At 58.9% G+C, this 17,166-nt stretch carries 16 protein-coding genes; 5 read left to right on the top strand and 11 right to left on the bottom strand.

Annotated elements, in window-relative coordinates; all coding sequences use genetic code 11:
* Window positions 1-47: 47 nt before the first annotated feature.
* Window positions 48-965, bottom strand: a complete 918-nt coding sequence (locus ABHV46_RS12005) for a cytochrome c oxidase subunit II (protein WP_438381650.1) — start codon at window positions 963-965, stop codon at window positions 48-50.
* A gap of 242 nt (window positions 966-1,207) precedes the next feature.
* On the opposite strand from ABHV46_RS12005, the gene ABHV46_RS12010 reads away from it, so the two are divergent.
* Window positions 1,208-1,750 carry a hypothetical protein gene (locus tag ABHV46_RS12010; RefSeq protein ID WP_438381651.1) on the top strand — a complete coding sequence of 181 codons (543 nt, stop codon included), beginning with the start codon at window positions 1,208-1,210 and terminating at the stop codon, window positions 1,748-1,750.
* Window positions 1,751-1,792: 42 nt separating this feature from the next.
* A complete protein-coding gene (cls, locus tag ABHV46_RS12015) occupies window positions 1,793-3,250 on the top strand; it encodes a cardiolipin synthase (protein WP_438381652.1) in 1,458 nt (485 codons plus the stop codon).
* 241 nt (window positions 3,251-3,491) lie between these two features.
* Here cls and ABHV46_RS12020 read toward each other — a convergent pair whose 3' ends face one another.
* From ABHV46_RS12020 to ABHV46_RS12040, 5 genes are all read right to left on the bottom strand, one after another.
* Window positions 3,492-4,046: a hypothetical protein gene (locus tag ABHV46_RS12020; protein WP_438381653.1), complete on the bottom strand. Its 555-nt coding sequence runs from the start codon at window positions 4,044-4,046 to the stop codon at window positions 3,492-3,494.
* Between the two features lie 73 nt (window positions 4,047-4,119).
* Window positions 4,120-4,605 carry a hypothetical protein gene (locus ABHV46_RS12025; RefSeq protein ID WP_438381654.1) on the bottom strand — a complete coding sequence of 162 codons (486 nt, stop codon included), beginning with the start codon at window positions 4,603-4,605 and terminating at the stop codon, window positions 4,120-4,122.
* A gap of 119 nt (window positions 4,606-4,724) precedes the next feature.
* Entirely contained in the window at window positions 4,725-5,531 is an 807-nt protein-coding gene (locus ABHV46_RS12030) for an aminotransferase class IV (protein WP_438381655.1), read from the bottom strand.
* Window positions 5,528-6,805 carry an anthranilate synthase component I family protein gene (locus tag ABHV46_RS12035; RefSeq protein WP_438381656.1) on the bottom strand — a complete coding sequence of 426 codons (1,278 nt, stop codon included), beginning with the start codon at window positions 6,803-6,805 and terminating at the stop codon, window positions 5,528-5,530. The genes ABHV46_RS12030 and ABHV46_RS12035 overlap by 4 nt, the downstream gene beginning before the upstream one ends.
* 141 nt (window positions 6,806-6,946) lie before the next feature.
* Window positions 6,947-7,900 (bottom strand): metallophosphoesterase family protein, encoded by a 954-nt coding sequence (locus tag ABHV46_RS12040; RefSeq protein WP_438381657.1) that lies wholly within the window; start codon window positions 7,898-7,900, stop codon window positions 6,947-6,949.
* A 217-nt stretch (window positions 7,901-8,117) separates the two neighbouring features.
* On the opposite strand from ABHV46_RS12040, the gene ABHV46_RS12045 reads away from it, so the two are divergent.
* Complete coding sequence (locus ABHV46_RS12045; RefSeq protein WP_438381658.1) at window positions 8,118-9,902, top strand: DUF885 domain-containing protein; 1,785 nt, start codon at window positions 8,118-8,120, stop codon at window positions 9,900-9,902.
* Window positions 9,903-9,962: 60 nt separating this feature from the next.
* Here the strand turns inward: ABHV46_RS12045 and ABHV46_RS12050 are convergent, their stop codons facing one another.
* On the bottom strand, window positions 9,963-10,709 hold the full coding sequence (locus ABHV46_RS12050) for a glucose 1-dehydrogenase (RefSeq protein WP_438381659.1): 747 nt from the start codon (window positions 10,707-10,709) through the stop codon (window positions 9,963-9,965).
* Window positions 10,710-10,867: 158 nt separating this feature from the next.
* On the opposite strand from ABHV46_RS12050, the gene ABHV46_RS12055 reads away from it, so the two are divergent.
* Window positions 10,868-11,488, top strand: a complete 621-nt coding sequence (locus ABHV46_RS12055) for a TetR/AcrR family transcriptional regulator (RefSeq protein ID WP_438381661.1) — start codon at window positions 10,868-10,870, stop codon at window positions 11,486-11,488.
* Between the two features lie 244 nt (window positions 11,489-11,732).
* Window positions 11,733-12,992, top strand: a complete 1,260-nt coding sequence (locus ABHV46_RS12060; RefSeq protein WP_438381662.1) for an autotransporter strand-loop-strand O-heptosyltransferase — start codon at window positions 11,733-11,735, stop codon at window positions 12,990-12,992.
* Between the two features lie 36 nt (window positions 12,993-13,028).
* On the opposite strand, the gene ABHV46_RS12065 is transcribed toward ABHV46_RS12060, so the two are convergent.
* From ABHV46_RS12065 to ABHV46_RS12080, 4 genes are all read right to left on the bottom strand, one after another.
* Window positions 13,029-13,919, bottom strand: a complete 891-nt coding sequence (locus ABHV46_RS12065; protein WP_438381663.1) for an AraC family transcriptional regulator — start codon at window positions 13,917-13,919, stop codon at window positions 13,029-13,031.
* 104 nt (window positions 13,920-14,023) lie between these two features.
* Window positions 14,024-14,773, bottom strand: a complete 750-nt coding sequence (gene mazG / locus ABHV46_RS12070; RefSeq protein ID WP_438384383.1) for a nucleoside triphosphate pyrophosphohydrolase — start codon at window positions 14,771-14,773, stop codon at window positions 14,024-14,026.
* A gap of 117 nt (window positions 14,774-14,890) precedes the next feature.
* Complete coding sequence (locus ABHV46_RS12075; RefSeq protein ID WP_438381664.1) at window positions 14,891-15,685, bottom strand: class I SAM-dependent methyltransferase; 795 nt, start codon at window positions 15,683-15,685, stop codon at window positions 14,891-14,893.
* Between the two features lie 38 nt (window positions 15,686-15,723).
* Entirely contained in the window at window positions 15,724-17,100 is a 1,377-nt protein-coding gene (locus ABHV46_RS12080) for an amino acid permease (RefSeq protein ID WP_336946785.1), read from the bottom strand.
* Window positions 17,101-17,166: the final 66 nt, after the last annotated feature.

A 17,166-nucleotide genomic window follows, 5' to 3' on the forward strand; every position in this document is an offset into this window, starting at 1 on the left:
CTCCGGTCTTCAGGGCGTCGCACGGGCGACGAAAGGGTCAGGCTCGATCAGCCGGAATGGGTGGGCGTGGCAGTGTCATCGCGCATGACGACACCTTGGAAAAAATGCGCGGGCACTGAGGAGAAAACCGGCATTGTGGCGTTTGGGTCATGCAGTAGCGTCCGGGCCGAGTGCTGCCCGTTTTCCTGTCGGCGCAGCACCTCCCACGCGGCAGAGTCGAAATGCAGCTTGCTGGCGCCAGCGTCGCTCAGCCAATGCGCGAAGCGATCGGGAGAGACGACATCGACCGGAAATTTCTGGTCCTGAAACCCCATGCCGTTGAATTGCGTGTTTTCGCCAAGCAGGCGTCCGGTGCGATCCGCTTCGAGATGGAGCCGCGTGACCATTCCCGCCATGGCGTAGATCTGGCTGCCCAGCGAAGGAATCAGGAAGGACTGCATCGTGGCGTCCGAGGTGAGGTGAAATTCGACCTCACGCCCCTGCGGCAGCACGAGATGATCGAGGCTCGCCACATGAGCATCGGGGTAAATGAACAGCCATTTCCAGTTCAGCGCGACGACCTCAATGGTCAGGGGGGGAGCGTCGCCGATGGCCCTTTCAGGGCTGAAACGTCGTTCGGGCCCCCAGACCAGCAGCGAGAAGGCAATCACGACGATCGCGGGAAAGCCCCAGACAAGAAATTCGAGCGGCAGGGCAAAGTCCCAATCTGGCAGGAAGCGCGCCTTGCGATTGGAAGCGCGATAATGCCAGAGGCAAAGCGGCACGCCGATCAGTACGGGCAGAATGACCAGAAGCAGCCCGCCTGTGAGCAGCATGAACCAGTGTTTCTGGAGCGCCGCGATCGGGCCAGCCGGATCGAGAAACGAGATATGATCGGCCTGACAGCCGCTCAGAAGCAGGATGGGCAGAAACCCTGCAAGGCGGCCATGGCGCAAGGCCGAAGCGATCGGGCTGGTTCTCGTCACGTTCGGGCTGTTCCATGGGCAAGGGTCAGGCTGAAGAACTCAGAACGGTGACCAGTGTTTCCCTCTCCTTTTCTTAAAATGTCTTTTCATGTCTTCGCATGCAGCATCGTTTGTCAGTGAACTGACGCAAAAGTGCTGATTTGCAGGGCCACGTTTCGGGCGTAAGATGCGTTTCAGGCAACTCATGCAGGGCTTCGACGTCTGAACAGCAAGCCTGGTCGAACAAGAAGGAGGCGAAGGTCATGTTTTCACGTTCTTTTGCGGCTTTTGCCGCATCTCTGCCGCTTTGCCTCGTTCCTTTATCGGCTTCGGCCGCGACTCACCCGGCCTCCGGCATGGCTGCCAAGCCTCCTGTGCCCGGCACCTCGGCGCGATCGCCTGCATCCGTAGCCACGCCGGTTACGGAATCGACGATCAGCTTCAGCCTGAAAGAGGTCGGCGGCGGTCTGGGCTATGAATGGGGTAAGGGTGTCCTGCATCATGACGGCAAGGATATTCCTTTCGAGATCGGCGGGGGCGGTATCGCGTCTCTCGGTTTCATCACCGTCAAGGGTACGGGCACGGTCAAGGACCTTGCGCGGCTCGACCAGTTCGACGGCACCTACTGGACTGTCAAGGCCGACGCCGCCATCGGTTCGGGTGTCGGGGCCGCCGTGCTTGAGAATCAGTATGGCGTGAAGCTCGATCTCAAGATGAATATTTCGGGTGCCCATGTGGGGGCCTCGGTGATGCGCCTGCGCTTCAGGCTGCTGCCCGAAAAAACCGACAAGCTCGCAGCGCAATAGGTCGTCCTGCGGCGTGAGACGCAAGGATAAGGGGCTGGTGTTATGGAAATGACCGGCTGGCGCCTTACCGGTGCCCTGCTGAGCTTTGTCGTTCAGATGGTTTTTATCGGGCGCGCTCTGTTGCGCCCGCATCGTCAGCCGGCGTCTCGCGTTGCCTGGGTCGCGATTATTGCCGCGCTGCCTGTTTTGGGTACGCTCGCCTATCTGATGCTGGGCGAGACGAATATGGGGCGCCGCCTCGTGGCGCGCATCAATGAGGCGCGCAAGACCCTGCACGTGCCGGGCAAGAGTAGTGAAGACCTGATTGATGCCGAGGGCAAATATCATCTGCCGCCGCGTCTCGCGCCCCTGTTTCGCGTCGGCCAGTCTGCCAGCGGCTATCCCCCCGAGGCGGGGAACCGGGCGCGGCTGATGCCTGACTCCAATGCGGCCATCGAGTCCATGGTGCGCGATATCGATGCCGCGCGCGACCATGTGCATATCTGCTTTTATATCTGGCTGACGGATCACAACGGCACCAGGATCATCGATGCAGTCTGCCGTGCCGCCGCTCGGGGTGTGACCTGTCGCGTCATGGCCGACGATCTCGGTTCGCGCCGCCTGATCGCTCATCCCTCATGGAAGAAAATGCAGCAGGCGGGCGCCCATCTGGTGCGGGCCATGCCCATGGGCAATATGCTCACCTGGCCGCTCCATGGGCGTATGGATATGCGCAACCATCGCAAGATCGTGGTGATCGATACTCGCCTCACCTATTGCGGTAGCCAGAACTGCGCCGACCCGGAATTTCGGGTCAAGGCGCGTTTCGCGCCCTGGGTCGATCTGATGACGCGTTTCGAAGGGCCGGTGGTGCTGCAAAACCAGCATCTCTTCGCTACTGACTGGATGGCCCATACGGATGAGGACCTCGGCCCACTTCTCGCCTCTGCTCCCGTCGTTGAAAATCAGGAGGGCTTTGTCGCCCAGGTGATCGGTACGAGCGCTGCCTTGCGTTATGCGGCGATGCCTGAAGTTTTTACCTCGCTCATGAATGCTTCTGCCGAGGAACTGACCGTCACCACGCCCTATTACGTGCCGGATGAACCCATACAGGCTGCGCTCTGCGCTGCCGCCCGGCGCGGCGTGCGTGTGACCCTCACAGTCCCGACGCGCAACGATTCCTGGATCGTCGCAGGGGCAAGCCGCAGCTATTACGAAGAACTGCTCGAAGCGGGGGTACGTATTTTCGAGTATCCTCTCGGATTGCTCCATACCAAGGCCCTCACACTTGACGGGCGCATGGGCATGATCGGCTCGGCCAATCTAGACCGACGCAGTTTCGACCTCAATTTCGAGAATAACATCCTGTTCAGCGATCGCGAGTTCACGGCCGAAATCCGCGAGCGCCAGCAAAGCTATACGAATGCCTCAACCGAAATCACGCTCGAAGCCGTGCGCGCCTGGCCGTGGTCTCGTCGCCTCTGGCATAATACGTTGGCCATGATCGGGCCGGTGTTGTGAAGCCAGGCTCATTGAGTGGCCCCGGACTGACGTGCCGATCGACACCTCCAACGATGACGCCTCATATTTTTCTTTAGAGCGCGGCTGCTCAATTCATGGAAACCAATAAACCCAGACCACTTTGTCGACTTCGCCAATTGCGGCAGGTTCCCAATTGCTGTGTGCGGAGGATCATCTGGCATGGCTTACCCTAGTTTTGATAGTGTAAGAGCCCCATTGATTCCGCCAATACTATTACACCTTACGCGTAATTCGGTTGGCAGCGGTCCAACGCCTGCACCGCGACCTCGCCGAATTCGAGATCGCTAAGATTGATCGAGGCATGGAAAACCTTGCCGAAATTCTCATTGGTGCCCCAGGCGGAAAAGCCACCACCGCGACCACGCGTAGAGAGCATTTCAACCTGATCTCCCCGATCTTCCGGCCAGTTGATATAAATGGCTGCCGATTTTGACAAGGTCGTCAGGAAATCCTTGAAGCCAAACTCCTGCTGGATGCGCAACCAGAACTCGCGAGATTTAGCGTTTGACTCTAGCTCCATCGTGTCAAAGGGTTCGTCCGGAATAGGTGTGGGCAGGTAAGCCCCGAAATCCTCGCTGCTATACAACGCCTTCTTGAGATTGGCCCCGATCCATTCCGTCGTGGCCTCTTTTCGAGGGATGAACGTCGACCAGCCCGAGCGGGAGAAGTGACTCCCCCCCCAACGCTCCTCGCAAATCACGGCCACATATTTTCTGGTGCGGATGACTTGGGCCCGACGGGTAGGGATTTTCCGGGGAGGGATCACGGTGCTCATGCGATGTCTGCAATCCTGAAGTCGATGGTTCGAGTGCCCTTGGAGTCAGCCGCAACGCGGTTCTTCGCACGCTTCATGCGTAATTCGGTTGGCAGCGGTCCAACGCCTGCACCGCGACCTCGCCGAATTCGAGATCGCTAAGATTGATCGAGGCATGGAAAACCTTGCCGAAATTCTCATTGGTGCCCCAGGCGGAAAAGCCACCACCGCGACCACGCGTAGAGAGCATTTCAACCTGATCTCCCCGATCTTCCGGCCAGTTGATATAAATGCCTGCCGATTTGGACATGGTCGTCAGGTTATCCTTGAAGCCGAATTCCTGCTGGATACGCAACCAGAACTCACGAGATTTAGCGTTTGATTCTGGCGTCATCGTGTCAAAGGGTTCGTCCGGAATAGGTGTGGGCAAGTAGGCCCCGAAATCCTCGCTGCTATACAGCGCCTTCTTGAGATTGGCCCCGATCCATTCCGTCGTGGCCTCTTTTCGAGGGATGAACGTCGACCAGCCCGAGCGGGAGAAATGCATCCCGCCCCAGGTTTCCAGGCAGATCACGGCCATATATTTTCTGGTGCGGATGACCTCGGCTCGACGGGTAGGGATCTGCCAGGAAGGAATGACGGTGCGAATGCGACGTCCTGCTTAGGTGATTCGATATCCGTAATTCCAGAATCGATGGTTTATGAGGCTTTGAAAATGCAGTTTATCAGGCGCTCTGTCCAAGACGTCTGTATCTGATATGGATCCAGTTCAAGGGCGCTGACCTCTCTCACCGAAAGGCTGTTGATCAGCCAGGCGGCGTCTGCGTGGCGTAGCGCATCCAGAGTGAGGCGTGCCTCGCTGCAAAGTCCTGCCTCGATGAGCGTGGCACGGGCTGTTCCAGCCAGGGCGCCGTCCTGTAAGGCGGGTGTCTGCAGTTTTCCGGCGTTCAGCACGATCAGGGTAGAGGCGCTGGCCTCTGCGACATGCACCCCGTCAACAGAAAGAAGCAGGGCATCGTCATAGCCTGCCTGATCGGCTTCGAGACGCGACAGGATTTGTGGCAGATAGTTCAGGTGCTTGATTCGGCTCAGAGGCGAAGCGCCGTCACGGCGATACCGGCTGACATGCAGGCGGCAGGGGCCGAGAAGAGGCGAGGACAGGGCTTGGGTAATGAGGAGAGTCGTGCGGGGCGAAGAAGGTGGCAGAAGGCCGCGTGGTCCTGCGCCCCGGCTCAGAGTGAGGCGCAGTGAGCCCGACGCAAGCCCGTTGGCCTCGACCAGACTCGAGAGGGCCATGCGCAGTCTGTCCTCGCCGGGGAAGGGAATCTGAAGCAGTCTCGCCCCCTTGGCGAGGCGTCCTAGATGGGCGTCCAGCCGGGTGATGGCGCCGTCATGCAGCCGCATGGTCTCGAACACGCCATCGCCCAGTAGAAACCCTCGATCGGAACAATCGATAGCGGCGGCTTCCGGCGTTGTCAGGCGGTCATGGAGCCAGATATGTTTCATGATCCGAAAAGTCCCAGCAAAGGCGCGGCTTTGAGGCATAATTCCTCATATTCGCGTTCGGGGTCCGACAGGGTGGTGATGCCGCATCCGGCCCCGAGAGTCAGGCTGCCGGGTTTGAGCACCAGGCTGCGGATGATCACGCTGCTATCAAGGGCGCCGTCGGCACCGATGCGAAACAGCGACCCGCAATAGGCGCCACGCGCGCTGCGCTCTGTCGCATCGATCACCTTCAGCGCCTGATGCTTGGGGGCCCCGGTCACCGAGCCGGGTGGCAGGGTGGCGCGCAACAGATCGAGCGCTGTAAAGCCCCCTTTCAGCTGGCCCGTCACGGCGGAGACAAGATGATGCACATGAGCGAAACGCTCTACCGTGCAGAGCGTCGGCACGTTCACCGACCCCATTTGCGCTACACGGCCGATATCGTTGCGCATGAGATCGGTGATCATCAGGTTCTCGGCATATTCCTTCTCATCCGCCTCCAGGGCTGCGGCGATCAGGGCATTTTCTCGGGCGTCGGCGCCGAGCGGAGCCGTGCCCTTGATCGGGCGCGTTTCGATATGTCCCTGATCGTCCATGCTGATGAAACGTTCAACCGAGGCGCTCAGCAGGGCGAAATCGGGCGTGTTGAAATAGGCCCCGAAAGGTGCAGGTGAGCTATGGCGCAGGCGGCGATAAATGGCGCTGGCTGCGAGACCCGGCACAGTGGTGGCACGAAACTGGGTCGTCAGATTGGCCTGAAACAGCTCGCCATTATCGATGCGCGACACGATGGCGCGCACCGCTGCGCAGAAATCCGCGCGATCGAAGTCAGGGACGAAATTCAGTGTGGGGATTATGGTCGAGGGCGCCGAGCATTGCGGCAAGGCAAGAGGTTGAGGCGCGTCGCAATAGCTGCTCCAGAAAAGCCGCTTCTCCAGCCGGTCGAAGACATAGGCGCCGTCATAACGCGCGACACTCAGATCGGGAATGAAGGAGGCGTGGCATGAGGGGATCTCTTCGAGCGCAAGGCCAGCCTCATAGCTGGCCAGCCCGATCAGCCCGCCGCTGAAGGGCAGCATATGCCCTGAGCTTCGGGGGGGTATGAGATCATGAAGGCGCGCCCAAACACTGGTTGCCTTGCCGGTGAGTTGCGTAGAAGGGCGACAGCAGAAAAACGACCAGCGCGCGCGTTCATCGATCGGGCCACCGCTATCGAGCAGCACCGACCAGGGGGCGTCGCCATAATGCGCGACAAAAGCATCGGGCGAGCGCCAAGGGAGTTCCTCGACGCGCATCAGCCAGCGCCTTCGCCACGATGACGATGCGTCGGCGCAAGCTCGATGGCGATCGGGGCGGGTAAGAGCAGAAACCGCATGGACCGGCCTTAACGCGCGGCTCTCCCGCCGTCCAGAGACGCGGTGTTCAGTCTTGCCCGGTCAGGTGTTTTTGGGATCGACGGTCCTGAAGCCATAGGTGACATAATCTGGCAGGACACGGCCTTTTTCAACGCGCACGCTCAGATAGCCTTCAGGCGTGCCGAGCCGCGTGCCGTGCCACCAATTGCCCGAGACGGCACCGCCCGTGATGTAGGGTACCCCATGCCAGGTAACGGTTTCGTAGACATGGGTATGGCCCTGAAACACGCCGATCACGTTGTAATGGTCGAACAGATCGAGCACCTGATAGGCGTTCCTGATGCGCGTACCCTGATGTGCGGGGGGCTTTCCCGGAGGCGGAGCGTAATCTTCAACCGCTGTCACGAGTGGAATATGGGTCGAGACGATCACCGGCGTGCCAATAGGCATTGAAGCCAGATCATGGCTCAGCCATGCAAGCTGAGCCGGGTCGATATAGCCCTCATAGGCGCGGTCGGGCGTAATGCCGATTGAGTCGAGAACGATGAAATGCACGCCCTTATGGTCGAAGGAATAATAGGGCGAGCCAAAATTATCGGTGTAATATTTCTTGCCATAGAGCGGGTCGGAAGGCTCGATGCCGCTTTTGGTATAGATGCCAAGGCAGTCATGATTGCCCATGGTGTTGTGCACCTGATGGCCCAGCGTATCGGCTGTCTGCTTGTACAGATCCATCAGGCTCATCGCGCGTGATTTCGGCACACCGAGCGCATCGAAAACATGGTCGCCACCCTGAAGGGTGAAATCGGCATTATGGGTGCGCGCCTGAGTGAAGCAGTCGAGACAGCCTTTCGAGGCGTCAAGTTCCGGCTGGATATGGGTGTCGGTCAGAAACAGGAAAGTGAAATCGTCATGGGGCAGCAGCGTGGGGCGCTGCGGCACCAGAGCCAAAGCGCGGCTGTTGAAGCCGAGCGTGCCTGCGGCGAGGCCGGTAAGCGCGGCTGAACGAAGAAATCTGCGCCGGGGGAGAAGCATGACGACACCCTGTCTTCTGAAGAGGTTGAGTGGCCCCGAGCAATAGACGCACGCTTTTGGCGATTGGGTGAAGTTTCAGTGACATGACGGGCTCGTGTTCGTACGGGGCTCTATGACGCCTTGGCGCGCTGGCTCGACGTTGTTTTGCCACGCAATGCATTGACGCATCGTGTCCGAAAGGTCGTTATGCCTGCGAATTGTTTTCTCAGGAGGCAGGATGCGCGCGCAGTTCAGGAAAAAATTCCCCTTCGGTCGCAGGATTGCGCTGCTTATGGGGGTCGGTCTCGTTCTGTCGCCGTTTTCGGCGCGCGCCGATGATGTCGGCTCACTCGTCAGCGATTACGATCGCTTCACGGCGGCGCTCGATCCGGTTTCGGCCGCGTCACGTGGAGATCAGAATGCGGCGGAACGCTGGCCCGATGACAGTCCGGCCGCAGAGGCAGCACGTCTGAAGCAGAGGCAGGCGTTCAAAGAGCGTTTATCGCATCTCGATCTGGCCATGCTCAAGGGCGAGGCACTACTCAATGCGCGTCTGATGATCTGGGAGAACGACCTGGCCATAGAGGGCCAGAAATTCGACCCGTCGCGTATGCCGTTTACAAGCGATGAAGGGTTTTATCAGGAGATCGGTTACGCTGCCGATAATACGCCCTTGCGCAGCGAGGCTGATGCCAGCCATTGGCTGGTGCGCATGAATCGTATCCCGGCTTATGACGCGCAACAGACCGAGAATATGCGCCGTGGCATTGCGACGCATTTTGTCCAGCCGCGTCTGATTGCCGAAATCGCCCTGCGTGCCGTCAAGGCGCAGGCGGCGCTGCCTGAGCGTGAAAATCCGGCACTTCGTCCCTTCGACTCGCTGCCCGCTACCATGCCAATAGCTCTGCGCAAGTCATTGCGTGCTGAGGGCGAGCGCATCGTGCATGACAGGATCAAGCCCGCCGAACAGGCTCTGGCCCGGTTTTTCGAGACGGAATACCTGCCCGCCAGCCGCGATAGCCTGGGAGCGTCATCTCTGCCCGACGGGCGCGCCTATTACGCCTATCTCGTGAAAAGCGAGACCACTACGACGCTCACCCCCGATCAGATCTTTGCGCTCGGGCAGTCTGAAATCGTTCGCATCCACAGGTCTATGCAAAGCCAGATGGACGCTGTTGGCTTCCATGGCGATTTCAAGAGCTTTGTGAGCACCATCAAGGCCGATCCGCAGTTTTACGTCACCACGCGTCAGGCCCTGATGGAAAAGGCTAGTTTTCTGGCCAAGAAGATCGATGGTGAATTGCCGCGTGTGATCGGCAAACTGCCCCGCCTGACTTATGGCGTGCGCGAGGTGCCGCGCGCGATCGAAGAGGGCTATACGACGGGGCGTTACGACCCAGGCAGCCCGGTTCTGGGCATTTCCGGCGGGCTGATGATCAACACCTCGCATCTTGACCAGCGCCCGCTTTATGAATTGCCGTCTCTCGTCGCGCATGAAGGCGTGCCGGGCCACCATATCCAGATAGCGCTGGCGCAGGAAATGACCGATTTGCCCGGTTTTCGTCGCGATTATGCCACCACGGCTTTTGTCGAAGGCTGGGCGCTTTACGCAGAGCAGTTCGTGAGTGAAATCGGGCTCTATCCGACGCCCTATGAGCGTTTCGGTCAGCTTTCCATGGAGATGTGGCGCGCCTGTCGTCTGGTCATGGATGTTGGCATTCATTGGAAGAACTGGTCGCGTGATCAGGCGCTCTCCTGCCTGCGCGATAATACGGCGCTGGCCGAGAAAAACATCCAGAACGAGACCAACCGCTACATCTCATGGCCCGGTCAGGCACTGGGTTACAAAATCGGCGAATTGACCATTCTCGATCTGCGTCATCAGGCAGAAACGGCGCTCGGTTCGAAATTCGACGAGAGGCGCTTTCACGATCTGGTTCTGGATGAGGGCGCGATGCCTCTCGCTCTGCTGCGTGAACGCGTAAAGGACTGGATTGAGGCTGAAAAACACCGCGCCGGATAAGTGAAGTGGCCGGTCACGGGGCGACGTGCCCCTGACTGGCCGAGGTATCGGGCGCGCGTGTTAGCGAAGACCGCCCGACGCGATGAGTGTCTCACCCGTCAGCCAACGCGAGTCTTCCGATGCGAGGAAGACGGCAAGCGGGCCGATATCCTTGACCTCACCCGTGCGGCCCAGCGGCGTCTGGGCAATGATTGCCTGCTCCATTTCCGAACCGATGACACTGGCGGTCTGCGTGCCTTCAGTCTTGATAAGGCCCGGATTGATGGCGTTCACCCTGATCTGGCGCGGGCCGAGTTCCTTGGCCAGCGAGCCGGTGATGGCGTCGACGGCACCCTTTGTACCTGTATAGACGGCGCTGTTTGGTGGGGTGATGCGCGAGACGACCGAGCTGATATTGATGACGCTGCTGCCCGCCGAGAGATGCGGGCTTGCTGCCTGCGTCACAAGAAGCGTGCCGAGCACGTTGATGTCGAAGAGGCGGTGAAAATGCTCTTCGGTGATGTCGTCGATTCCGGCAAACTCGTAGACGCCCGAATTATTGACAACGATATCGAGCCTTCCAAAGCTGCTAATCGCCTTGTCGATAATGGTAGAAGCACCCGCTTTTTTCGAGACGTCGCCCTGCACAGCGATAGCCTTGCCGCCCTCGGCAGTGATTGCGGCAACGATCTTATCGGCGCCTTCACGGCTCGAGGCGTAATTGACGACCACCGAAGCACCCGCTTCGGCCAGTGCTCTGGCAATTTCAGTGCCGATCCCCTTGGAAGCTCCTGTAACGACGGCGACTTTTCCTGAAAGCTTGCTCATGATCCTGATACCTGTCTGATGGCGGGTCCATGCTTTTTTTGGAAGAGGACACGCGAAGGTGAGAAAAAGGCGAGAGGGAACAACTTTATTTGTGGAGTGATCGCTCCAACATTGTGCATATGAGACGCGTCTCATCAGTTTCAAGGATTTGTGGAGCGATGGTTACAAAAATTATCGATGCCCCTCGCAAGGCGCGTGGGCGCCCGCCCTCCTTCGACCGCGAGACCGCCCTTGTCGCGGCCATGCGACTGTTCTGGGACAGAGGTTATGAAGGAACAAGCTTCGATGATCTCATCGCGGTGATGGGCATCAGCGCGTCGAGTTTCTATAACAGCTTCGGCAGCAAGGAAGCACTGTATCACGAGGCGATCGACGCCTATGCCAGACAGGCGGGAGCCTGGTTTGTCACGGCGCTTCAGGTTAATGATTCCACGGTAGAAGCTTTTCGAGCGCTTTTTGACGCAGCGGCACGTGAATTTACGCGCTGCGACGCCCCTTCTGGATGCATGATTGCCACCGCTGCCACCCAGTGTTCACCTGCGCAGAATCGCCTCAAGGCCATGATGATCGACCAGCGCCGTATGGCGGAAGACGCCATGAAGCAACGCCTTGCCCAAGGCGTCGCGAAGGGCGATCTGCCTAAAGACACGGACGTCGATGCCCTTGCGGCTTATTTCAGTGTTGTGATGCAAGGGCTTGGCATTCAGGCCCGTGACGGGGCCAGTCGCAAAAAGCTCACCGAGATTGGCCATATGGCTCTGGCGGTGCTCAAGCGGTGAAGGAAAGAGAAAAGCCGAATTTCAGGTAACGCCCCCCTTACCAGAGGATGATTGACCGAAATCATTTGAAGGGGAGTGAGACGATTCCCGCGTTGAAGAATGGCGAATGGGGTTTTAGATAGGGTCACCCCACGTCTTTGCCCTGATCAGCGGTGGTATTCAGGGTGTTGGGGAAAAATCGACCGGGAGCGCGCACAGCAGCGTTCATCTCATAGTAATAGTTGCAAAGGCGTAAACGCGGCCCATGTCCCCAGATAGTTCTGCTACTGCCCCGGTACCCGAGGCACAGACGGCTCCTGCGGCCCAGCCGATAGTGAATCCTTATGTTGTGCCGTGCGAATTGCCTACGAATGATGCCGGTCAGGGCATTCACTTCGATTTCAACTGGGGCGCGCGTGTTCTGCTACCCCTGCAGCCTGGCGGGCGCTGGCGTGCCACTCTGACTGATCTCGATAACTCGACGATCATTTTTCAAGGCGAATTGGAAGAGGGGCATCTCTCTTCAACCAAGAAATTCTTTATCCGCTTTGCCATCGATGTGCAGCGTATTGCCGAAGACGGTACCGAAACGAAGGTGCTGCATCACGAATTCGATGCGCGGGGCAAAGTCGTCCTCATTCAGCTTCCGGTCGGTACGCTGGGCGATACGCTAGGCTGGTTTCCCTATGTGGCGCGATTTGCTGAAAAAAGTGGCGCGCGCGTGATCTGCTCTCTGGCAGGCGTGTTTATTCCGCTCTTCGCCAAGGCCTATCCAGAAATCGAACTGACGACGAAGGAAGATCTGGAAAAGAATCCTCTGCGCTCGCAGATCTATGCGACCTATAATATCGGCCTGTTTTTCGAAGATACCGAAAATATCCACCAGCCCTGCGACTTCCGCTATGTCGGCTTGCATCGCACAGCTGGCTATATTCTAGGGGTGGACCCAACCGAAGAGCCGCCGAAAATCGTGATCGAGGACGACACGCGGCCGATCGAGGAACCCTATGTCTGCATCGCAACGCAGGCCTCTGCGCAGTGTAAATACTGGAACAATCCTGGCGGCTGGCTTGGGGTGATCGATTATCTGAAGAAGCGCGGCTATCGCGTGATCTGCATCGATCAGAAGCCTTTCAGCGGCGCAGGTATCGTGTGGAACCAGATCCCCAATGGCGCCGAAGACCAGACGGGCAATCGTCCGCTGGCCGAGCGTGCGCGCTGGCTTAAACACGCCGACCTGTTCATAGGGCTCAGCTCGGGCCTGACCTGGCTCGCCTGGGCTACAGGGACCAAGACCATCCTCATTTCAGGTTTCACCCACCCGAATAATGAGTTCCATACGCCGTGGCGCATCATCTCCTGGCATGGCTGCAATTCGTGCTGGAACGACCCGCGTTACATGTTCGATCACAACGATTTCCTTTGGTGCCCAAGGCACGCCAATACTGACCGCCAGTTCGAGTGCTCCAGATTGATCTCGACAGATGTGGTTACGAAAAATATCGCGCTGGCGCTTGACGCCTGAGCTGTGATCGCGTGAGGGGCGCTGCAAGGGCGTACCTCACGTCAAGGGCAGGAAAAGCTCCGCCACCGCTTCATGCTCAGGCACCTCTGGGTAGAAGTGAAGCCTTTGGCAATAAAGCGGGAAATCGCGTATTTCCTCACCGCTCCGGGGTAGCCAATCCCGGTAGAGCAGGGTCGCGGCGTCTTCAAGTCTGTCGATCGTGCCGGTAACATGCAACACGGCACAGCGCCCAGCAGGAATGCAGCCAATCTCGATCGTCTCGCCAAGAGCGGCCACAGGTTTGTCTGTGCCGACGCAAAGGCTGAGCCGGTAGAGTGCGGGCGGTGTTGTCTGCGGGTCATCATGAAACAGCGTATAAGTCGCGCTGTTTTGAGGGCTCAGCCCGTTTGCTCGGCGCCAGGTGATAAAACGGCGAATGCTCTGGCCGATATCGGCTGGATTCCCTGTATGGGTCATGATCGCGATACGGGTTTCGCCCACACTTCTTATCGTGATGGCGTCCTTGGAAAAATGCTGGGCCATGAGCGTGCTTCTCGCTTCGTCGAGGGGCGTGCAGGCGGCTTCCCACGTCATCCAGTCCGGGGATTTACGGAAAGACGAGGGCGTCTGACCGGCTCGGCTGCGAAATGCGCGCGCAAAGGCTTCCGGGGTCTCGTACCCGGCATCGAAAGCGATCTGCGTGATGCTGTCGTCTTTATAGGCGAGATGGAAGGCAGCCCTCCTGAATCGGGCCAACTGAATATAGCGATGCACGCTGATGCCGAAGAGGGCGTTGAACTGCCGGTGAAAATGGGCAGGCGAGAAGGCTGCCACGGCGCTGACCCGCGCCAGATCGAGGGGGTCATCAAGATGTAGGTCGATATGGTCCCGTGCGCGGCGCATCCGGTCGTGATAACAGGCGAGCATGGTGCTTGTGGCGTTAGTCATGAGGGCAATCCTGAGAATTGACTGCTCTTCATCAAGCACAGGTCCGCATGATGTGCTCGTCCGATCATGCTAGGATGCGCTGCGGGGAGGCACCCCGGCTCTTTTCAGGCGGTCTGTATTCGGGCGAGCCTGATCTTGACCTCACGCCAGAGAGCCTCTTGCGCCGCCAGATCGAGATCGGCGAGGGTGCTTCCTGTTTCTGCCAGAACCGATTCCATTGTTTCGATCCGTCGGGTGAATTTGGCATTGCCCTGCCTCAGGCAGGCTTCCGGGTCGAGGCCCAGCTTGCGGGCGAGGCTCGCGACGGTGAACAGCACGTCGCCGATTTCGTCTTCCAGCCGGGTTTTGTCACCGCGCGGTAGCTCGGCACGCACCTCGTCGAGTTCTTCCTCGATTTTCTCCAGCACCTGTTCCGGCGTGTTCCAATCAAAGCCGACGCGCGCGGCGCGCTTGCCGAGTTTTTCCGCCCTGATGAGGGCGGGCAGGGCAGGGGCGATACCGGCCAGCAAACCGTATTCCGACTTGGCTGCGCGCTCGGCCTGCTTGTTGCGCTCCCATAAATCGGCATCGAGCTCGGCTTCGGCAAAGACATGCGGATGGCGACGCACCATCTTGTCGCCTATCTGACGTGCGACTTCGGCAAAATCGAAGCGGCCCGCTTCTTCGGCGATGCGGGCCTGATAAACTACCTGAAGCAGCAGATCGCCAAGCTCATCGGGCAGAGCCCGCCAGTCTTCCCTCGCAATCGCGTCCATAACCTCATAGGCCTCTTCTATGGCGAAGGGGGCGATGGTTTCGTGAGTCTGGACCCTGTCCCAGGCGCAGCCCGTCTGCGGGTCGCGCAGACGGGTCATGATGATGAGCAGGCGATCAAGTTGTTCGGCGGCGTTCACGTCAGGCTCCGGTTAGAAAAAGGGCGATGCCGATTATAGGCAGTCCCTGCCTTGCGTGCCACCGGACGGTGATGCGGCTTAGCGATCGCTTTTCTGTTTCAGCGGCTTCTGGAATTTCAGCACAACCTGATCGGTGCGCCCGCGGATCGATTTGTCGAAGACGGCCAGAGTGTGGCTGTCGTCCGGGTTCCTTAATATCGGGCTGTTCGTCACGAGATGAAAGCCGGCAGATTCGACCTGCTTGACGATCAGATCGGGGTCGATGCGATGCAGGGTGGTGGGAGCTGTCGTACCCGTTCCGGGCAGGGCAACATGGTCGATCACCATGAAAATGCCACCCGGCTTGAGCGCCTGATAGATCGCCTGATCCATGCGCAAAGCCGTCTCTGGCCCCATGCCGCCATAGACGTCGTGATAATTCTGCGATGTCCAGACGAGATCGAGCGGCTGCGCCACATGAAAATCGACGATCGGTGTCACGACGACCGAAACATTGCCGAAAGCGGGGCTGGCGGCGATGGCTTGTGCTACCTGCGGCATCTGTGGGTGACGCGCCACCATCTCTGCGGGAATAACGGCATAGACATGGCCCGACTGGCCGACTTCCAGACTGAGCAGCCGGGTGAAATAACCGCTGCCCGGCATGAGATCAGCGACCGCCGCATCTTTGGGCAAAGGGGTGAGAGCCAGAAGATCGAGCGGCTTGCGCAGCGCGTCCTTGCTGCGATCGGTATCGGGGCGCGCCGACGACGCCAGAAGTGCCGCTGTCGGTGGCGCGGAGGCGGGCGTTGCATCAGGCTGGGCATAAGCCCCGGCGCAGGGCGCCAGGGTCAACCCTGTCAGGATGAGAGCGAAGGTGAAACGAGATGTCATACCGGTCATCCTGAAAGGCTGTGGAAAGAAACTCTGGCTTATCTGCCTTTGCGGCACAAGACATACAGCCCCAGGATGGCGGCAACGCTCACCAGGCTGGCGATAATGGTCTGTCGGCCCGCCGACTGCACCAGCATGGCAATAACGACCAGACCGATAGCACCGATGGTGCCGAGATTGAGCACCGTGCCGAAAGGCAGGGTGAAAGCGCGGTTCTGCGGGTCTGCAAGACGAAAGACGCGATGAGACGAAACGATCAACCCGTAAATCAGCAGCATGACCGCGCCCGTCGCTCCGAGCAGAAAGGCAAAAATGAGCTTGGGGGACAGGATCGAGCAGAAGGCGACAACAAGCCCTACGAGGCTTGAGAATGTCACGGCGCGCTGCGGGACATGGCTGCGCGACAAGGCTGAGAACCATTGCGGCGCATCGTTGAGTTCGGCCAGACCCAGCAAGGTGCGCGAGGTGATGTAGATGCTCGAATTGAGACAGGAGAGAATAGCTGTGAAAACGACGATCTGCATCAGCGTTGCGGCGCCCGGCACGCCGATATGGCGCATCACCGTCACGAAGGGCGAATAGCCCGGTTCGATCGATGTCCAGGGCACCAGGGTCAGGATGAGCACCACGGAGAGCAGGTAGAACAGGGTCACACGCACGCCGATGGTACGGGTGACACGGGCCAGATTCTCCTCGGCATTTTCAGATTCTGCCGCAGCCACCGTCGCGGATTCGGAGCCGATCATCGAGAACAGCACGGTAGGTACTGTTGCGAGAACGGCCCCCCAGCCATGCGGAAAGAGGCCATCATGGTTGAAGACGTTGTGAATGATTTTCGGGTGGGGCCCAACGAAATGACTGAGGCTGAGCAGGCCAAGCGCGCAGAAGGCAATGATGGTGGCTACCTTGATGAGCGAGAGCCAGAATTCGCACTCGCCGAATACCCGTACCGAGACGAGATTGATCAGATTGACAGCGATGATGAGAGAAGGTGCCAGAAGCCAGACGGGCAGGTTGAACCAGTCCTGCATGGCAATTGCGCCGCCAATGGCTTCGGCGCCGATCGTCACCACCCAGAACAGCCAGTACAGCCAGCCAGAAAGAAAACCGGCCCAATGGCCATGCGCCGTGCGAATGCAATCGATGAAGGTGCCGATACCGGGCCGGGCGAGCAGCATCTCGCCGAGCATGCGAATCACGATGACCACCATGAGGCCAGTGCCCATATAGGTCAGCAGAATGGCTGGGCCTGCTGCGGCGATCGCGGCAGAACTGCCTATGAAAAGACCCGCTCCGATGACGCCGCCTAGCGCGATCATCGCGATATGGCGGTCCTTGAGCTTGCCACCATGGAGGAGCGGAGGCTCACCTTCGCGAGAAAAACCTTGGGGTGAAAGTTTATCTTTATCCATCATGCATTGGACAAAGCCATGTAAATGCTTACTTCGTCCAGATGGAATATTTTAGTGAAGGAATGAATT

The sequence above is a fragment of the Asaia sp. BMEF1 genome (assembly GCF_051628905.1).
GTDB lineage: Bacteria > Pseudomonadota > Alphaproteobacteria > Acetobacterales > Acetobacteraceae > Asaia.

Coding starts and splice junctions, on each gene's coding strand:
- mazG (WP_438384383.1), bottom strand. CDS start 14,773: ATGACCCGTCTGCGCGACCCGCAGACGGGCTGCGCCTGGGACAGGGTC.
- ABHV46_RS12055 (WP_438381661.1), top strand. CDS start 10,868: ATGGTTACAAAAATTATCGATGCCCCTCGCAAGGCGCGTGGGCGCCCG.
- ABHV46_RS12060 (WP_438381662.1), top strand. CDS start 11,733: ATGTCCCCAGATAGTTCTGCTACTGCCCCGGTACCCGAGGCACAGACG.
- cls (WP_438381652.1), top strand. CDS start 1,793: ATGGAAATGACCGGCTGGCGCCTTACCGGTGCCCTGCTGAGCTTTGTC.
- ABHV46_RS12020 (WP_438381653.1), bottom strand. CDS start 4,046: ATGAGCACCGTGATCCCTCCCCGGAAAATCCCTACCCGTCGGGCCCAA.
- ABHV46_RS12045 (WP_438381658.1), top strand. CDS start 8,118: ATGCGCGCGCAGTTCAGGAAAAAATTCCCCTTCGGTCGCAGGATTGCG.
- ABHV46_RS12025 (WP_438381654.1), bottom strand. CDS start 4,605: ATGGCCGTGATCTGCCTGGAAACCTGGGGCGGGATGCATTTCTCCCGC.
- ABHV46_RS12030 (WP_438381655.1), bottom strand. CDS start 5,531: ATGAAACATATCTGGCTCCATGACCGCCTGACAACGCCGGAAGCCGCC.
- ABHV46_RS12010 (WP_438381651.1), top strand. CDS start 1,208: ATGTTTTCACGTTCTTTTGCGGCTTTTGCCGCATCTCTGCCGCTTTGC.
- ABHV46_RS12050 (WP_438381659.1), bottom strand. CDS start 10,709: ATGAGCAAGCTTTCAGGAAAAGTCGCCGTCGTTACAGGAGCTTCCAAG.
- ABHV46_RS12040 (WP_438381657.1), bottom strand. CDS start 7,900: ATGCTTCTCCCCCGGCGCAGATTTCTTCGTTCAGCCGCGCTTACCGGC.
- ABHV46_RS12035 (WP_438381656.1), bottom strand. CDS start 6,805: ATGCGCGTCGAGGAACTCCCTTGGCGCTCGCCCGATGCTTTTGTCGCG.
- ABHV46_RS12065 (WP_438381663.1), bottom strand. CDS start 13,919: ATGACTAACGCCACAAGCACCATGCTCGCCTGTTATCACGACCGGATG.
- ABHV46_RS12080 (WP_336946785.1), bottom strand. CDS start 17,100: ATGATGGATAAAGATAAACTTTCACCCCAAGGTTTTTCTCGCGAAGGT.
- ABHV46_RS12075 (WP_438381664.1), bottom strand. CDS start 15,685: ATGACATCTCGTTTCACCTTCGCTCTCATCCTGACAGGGTTGACCCTG.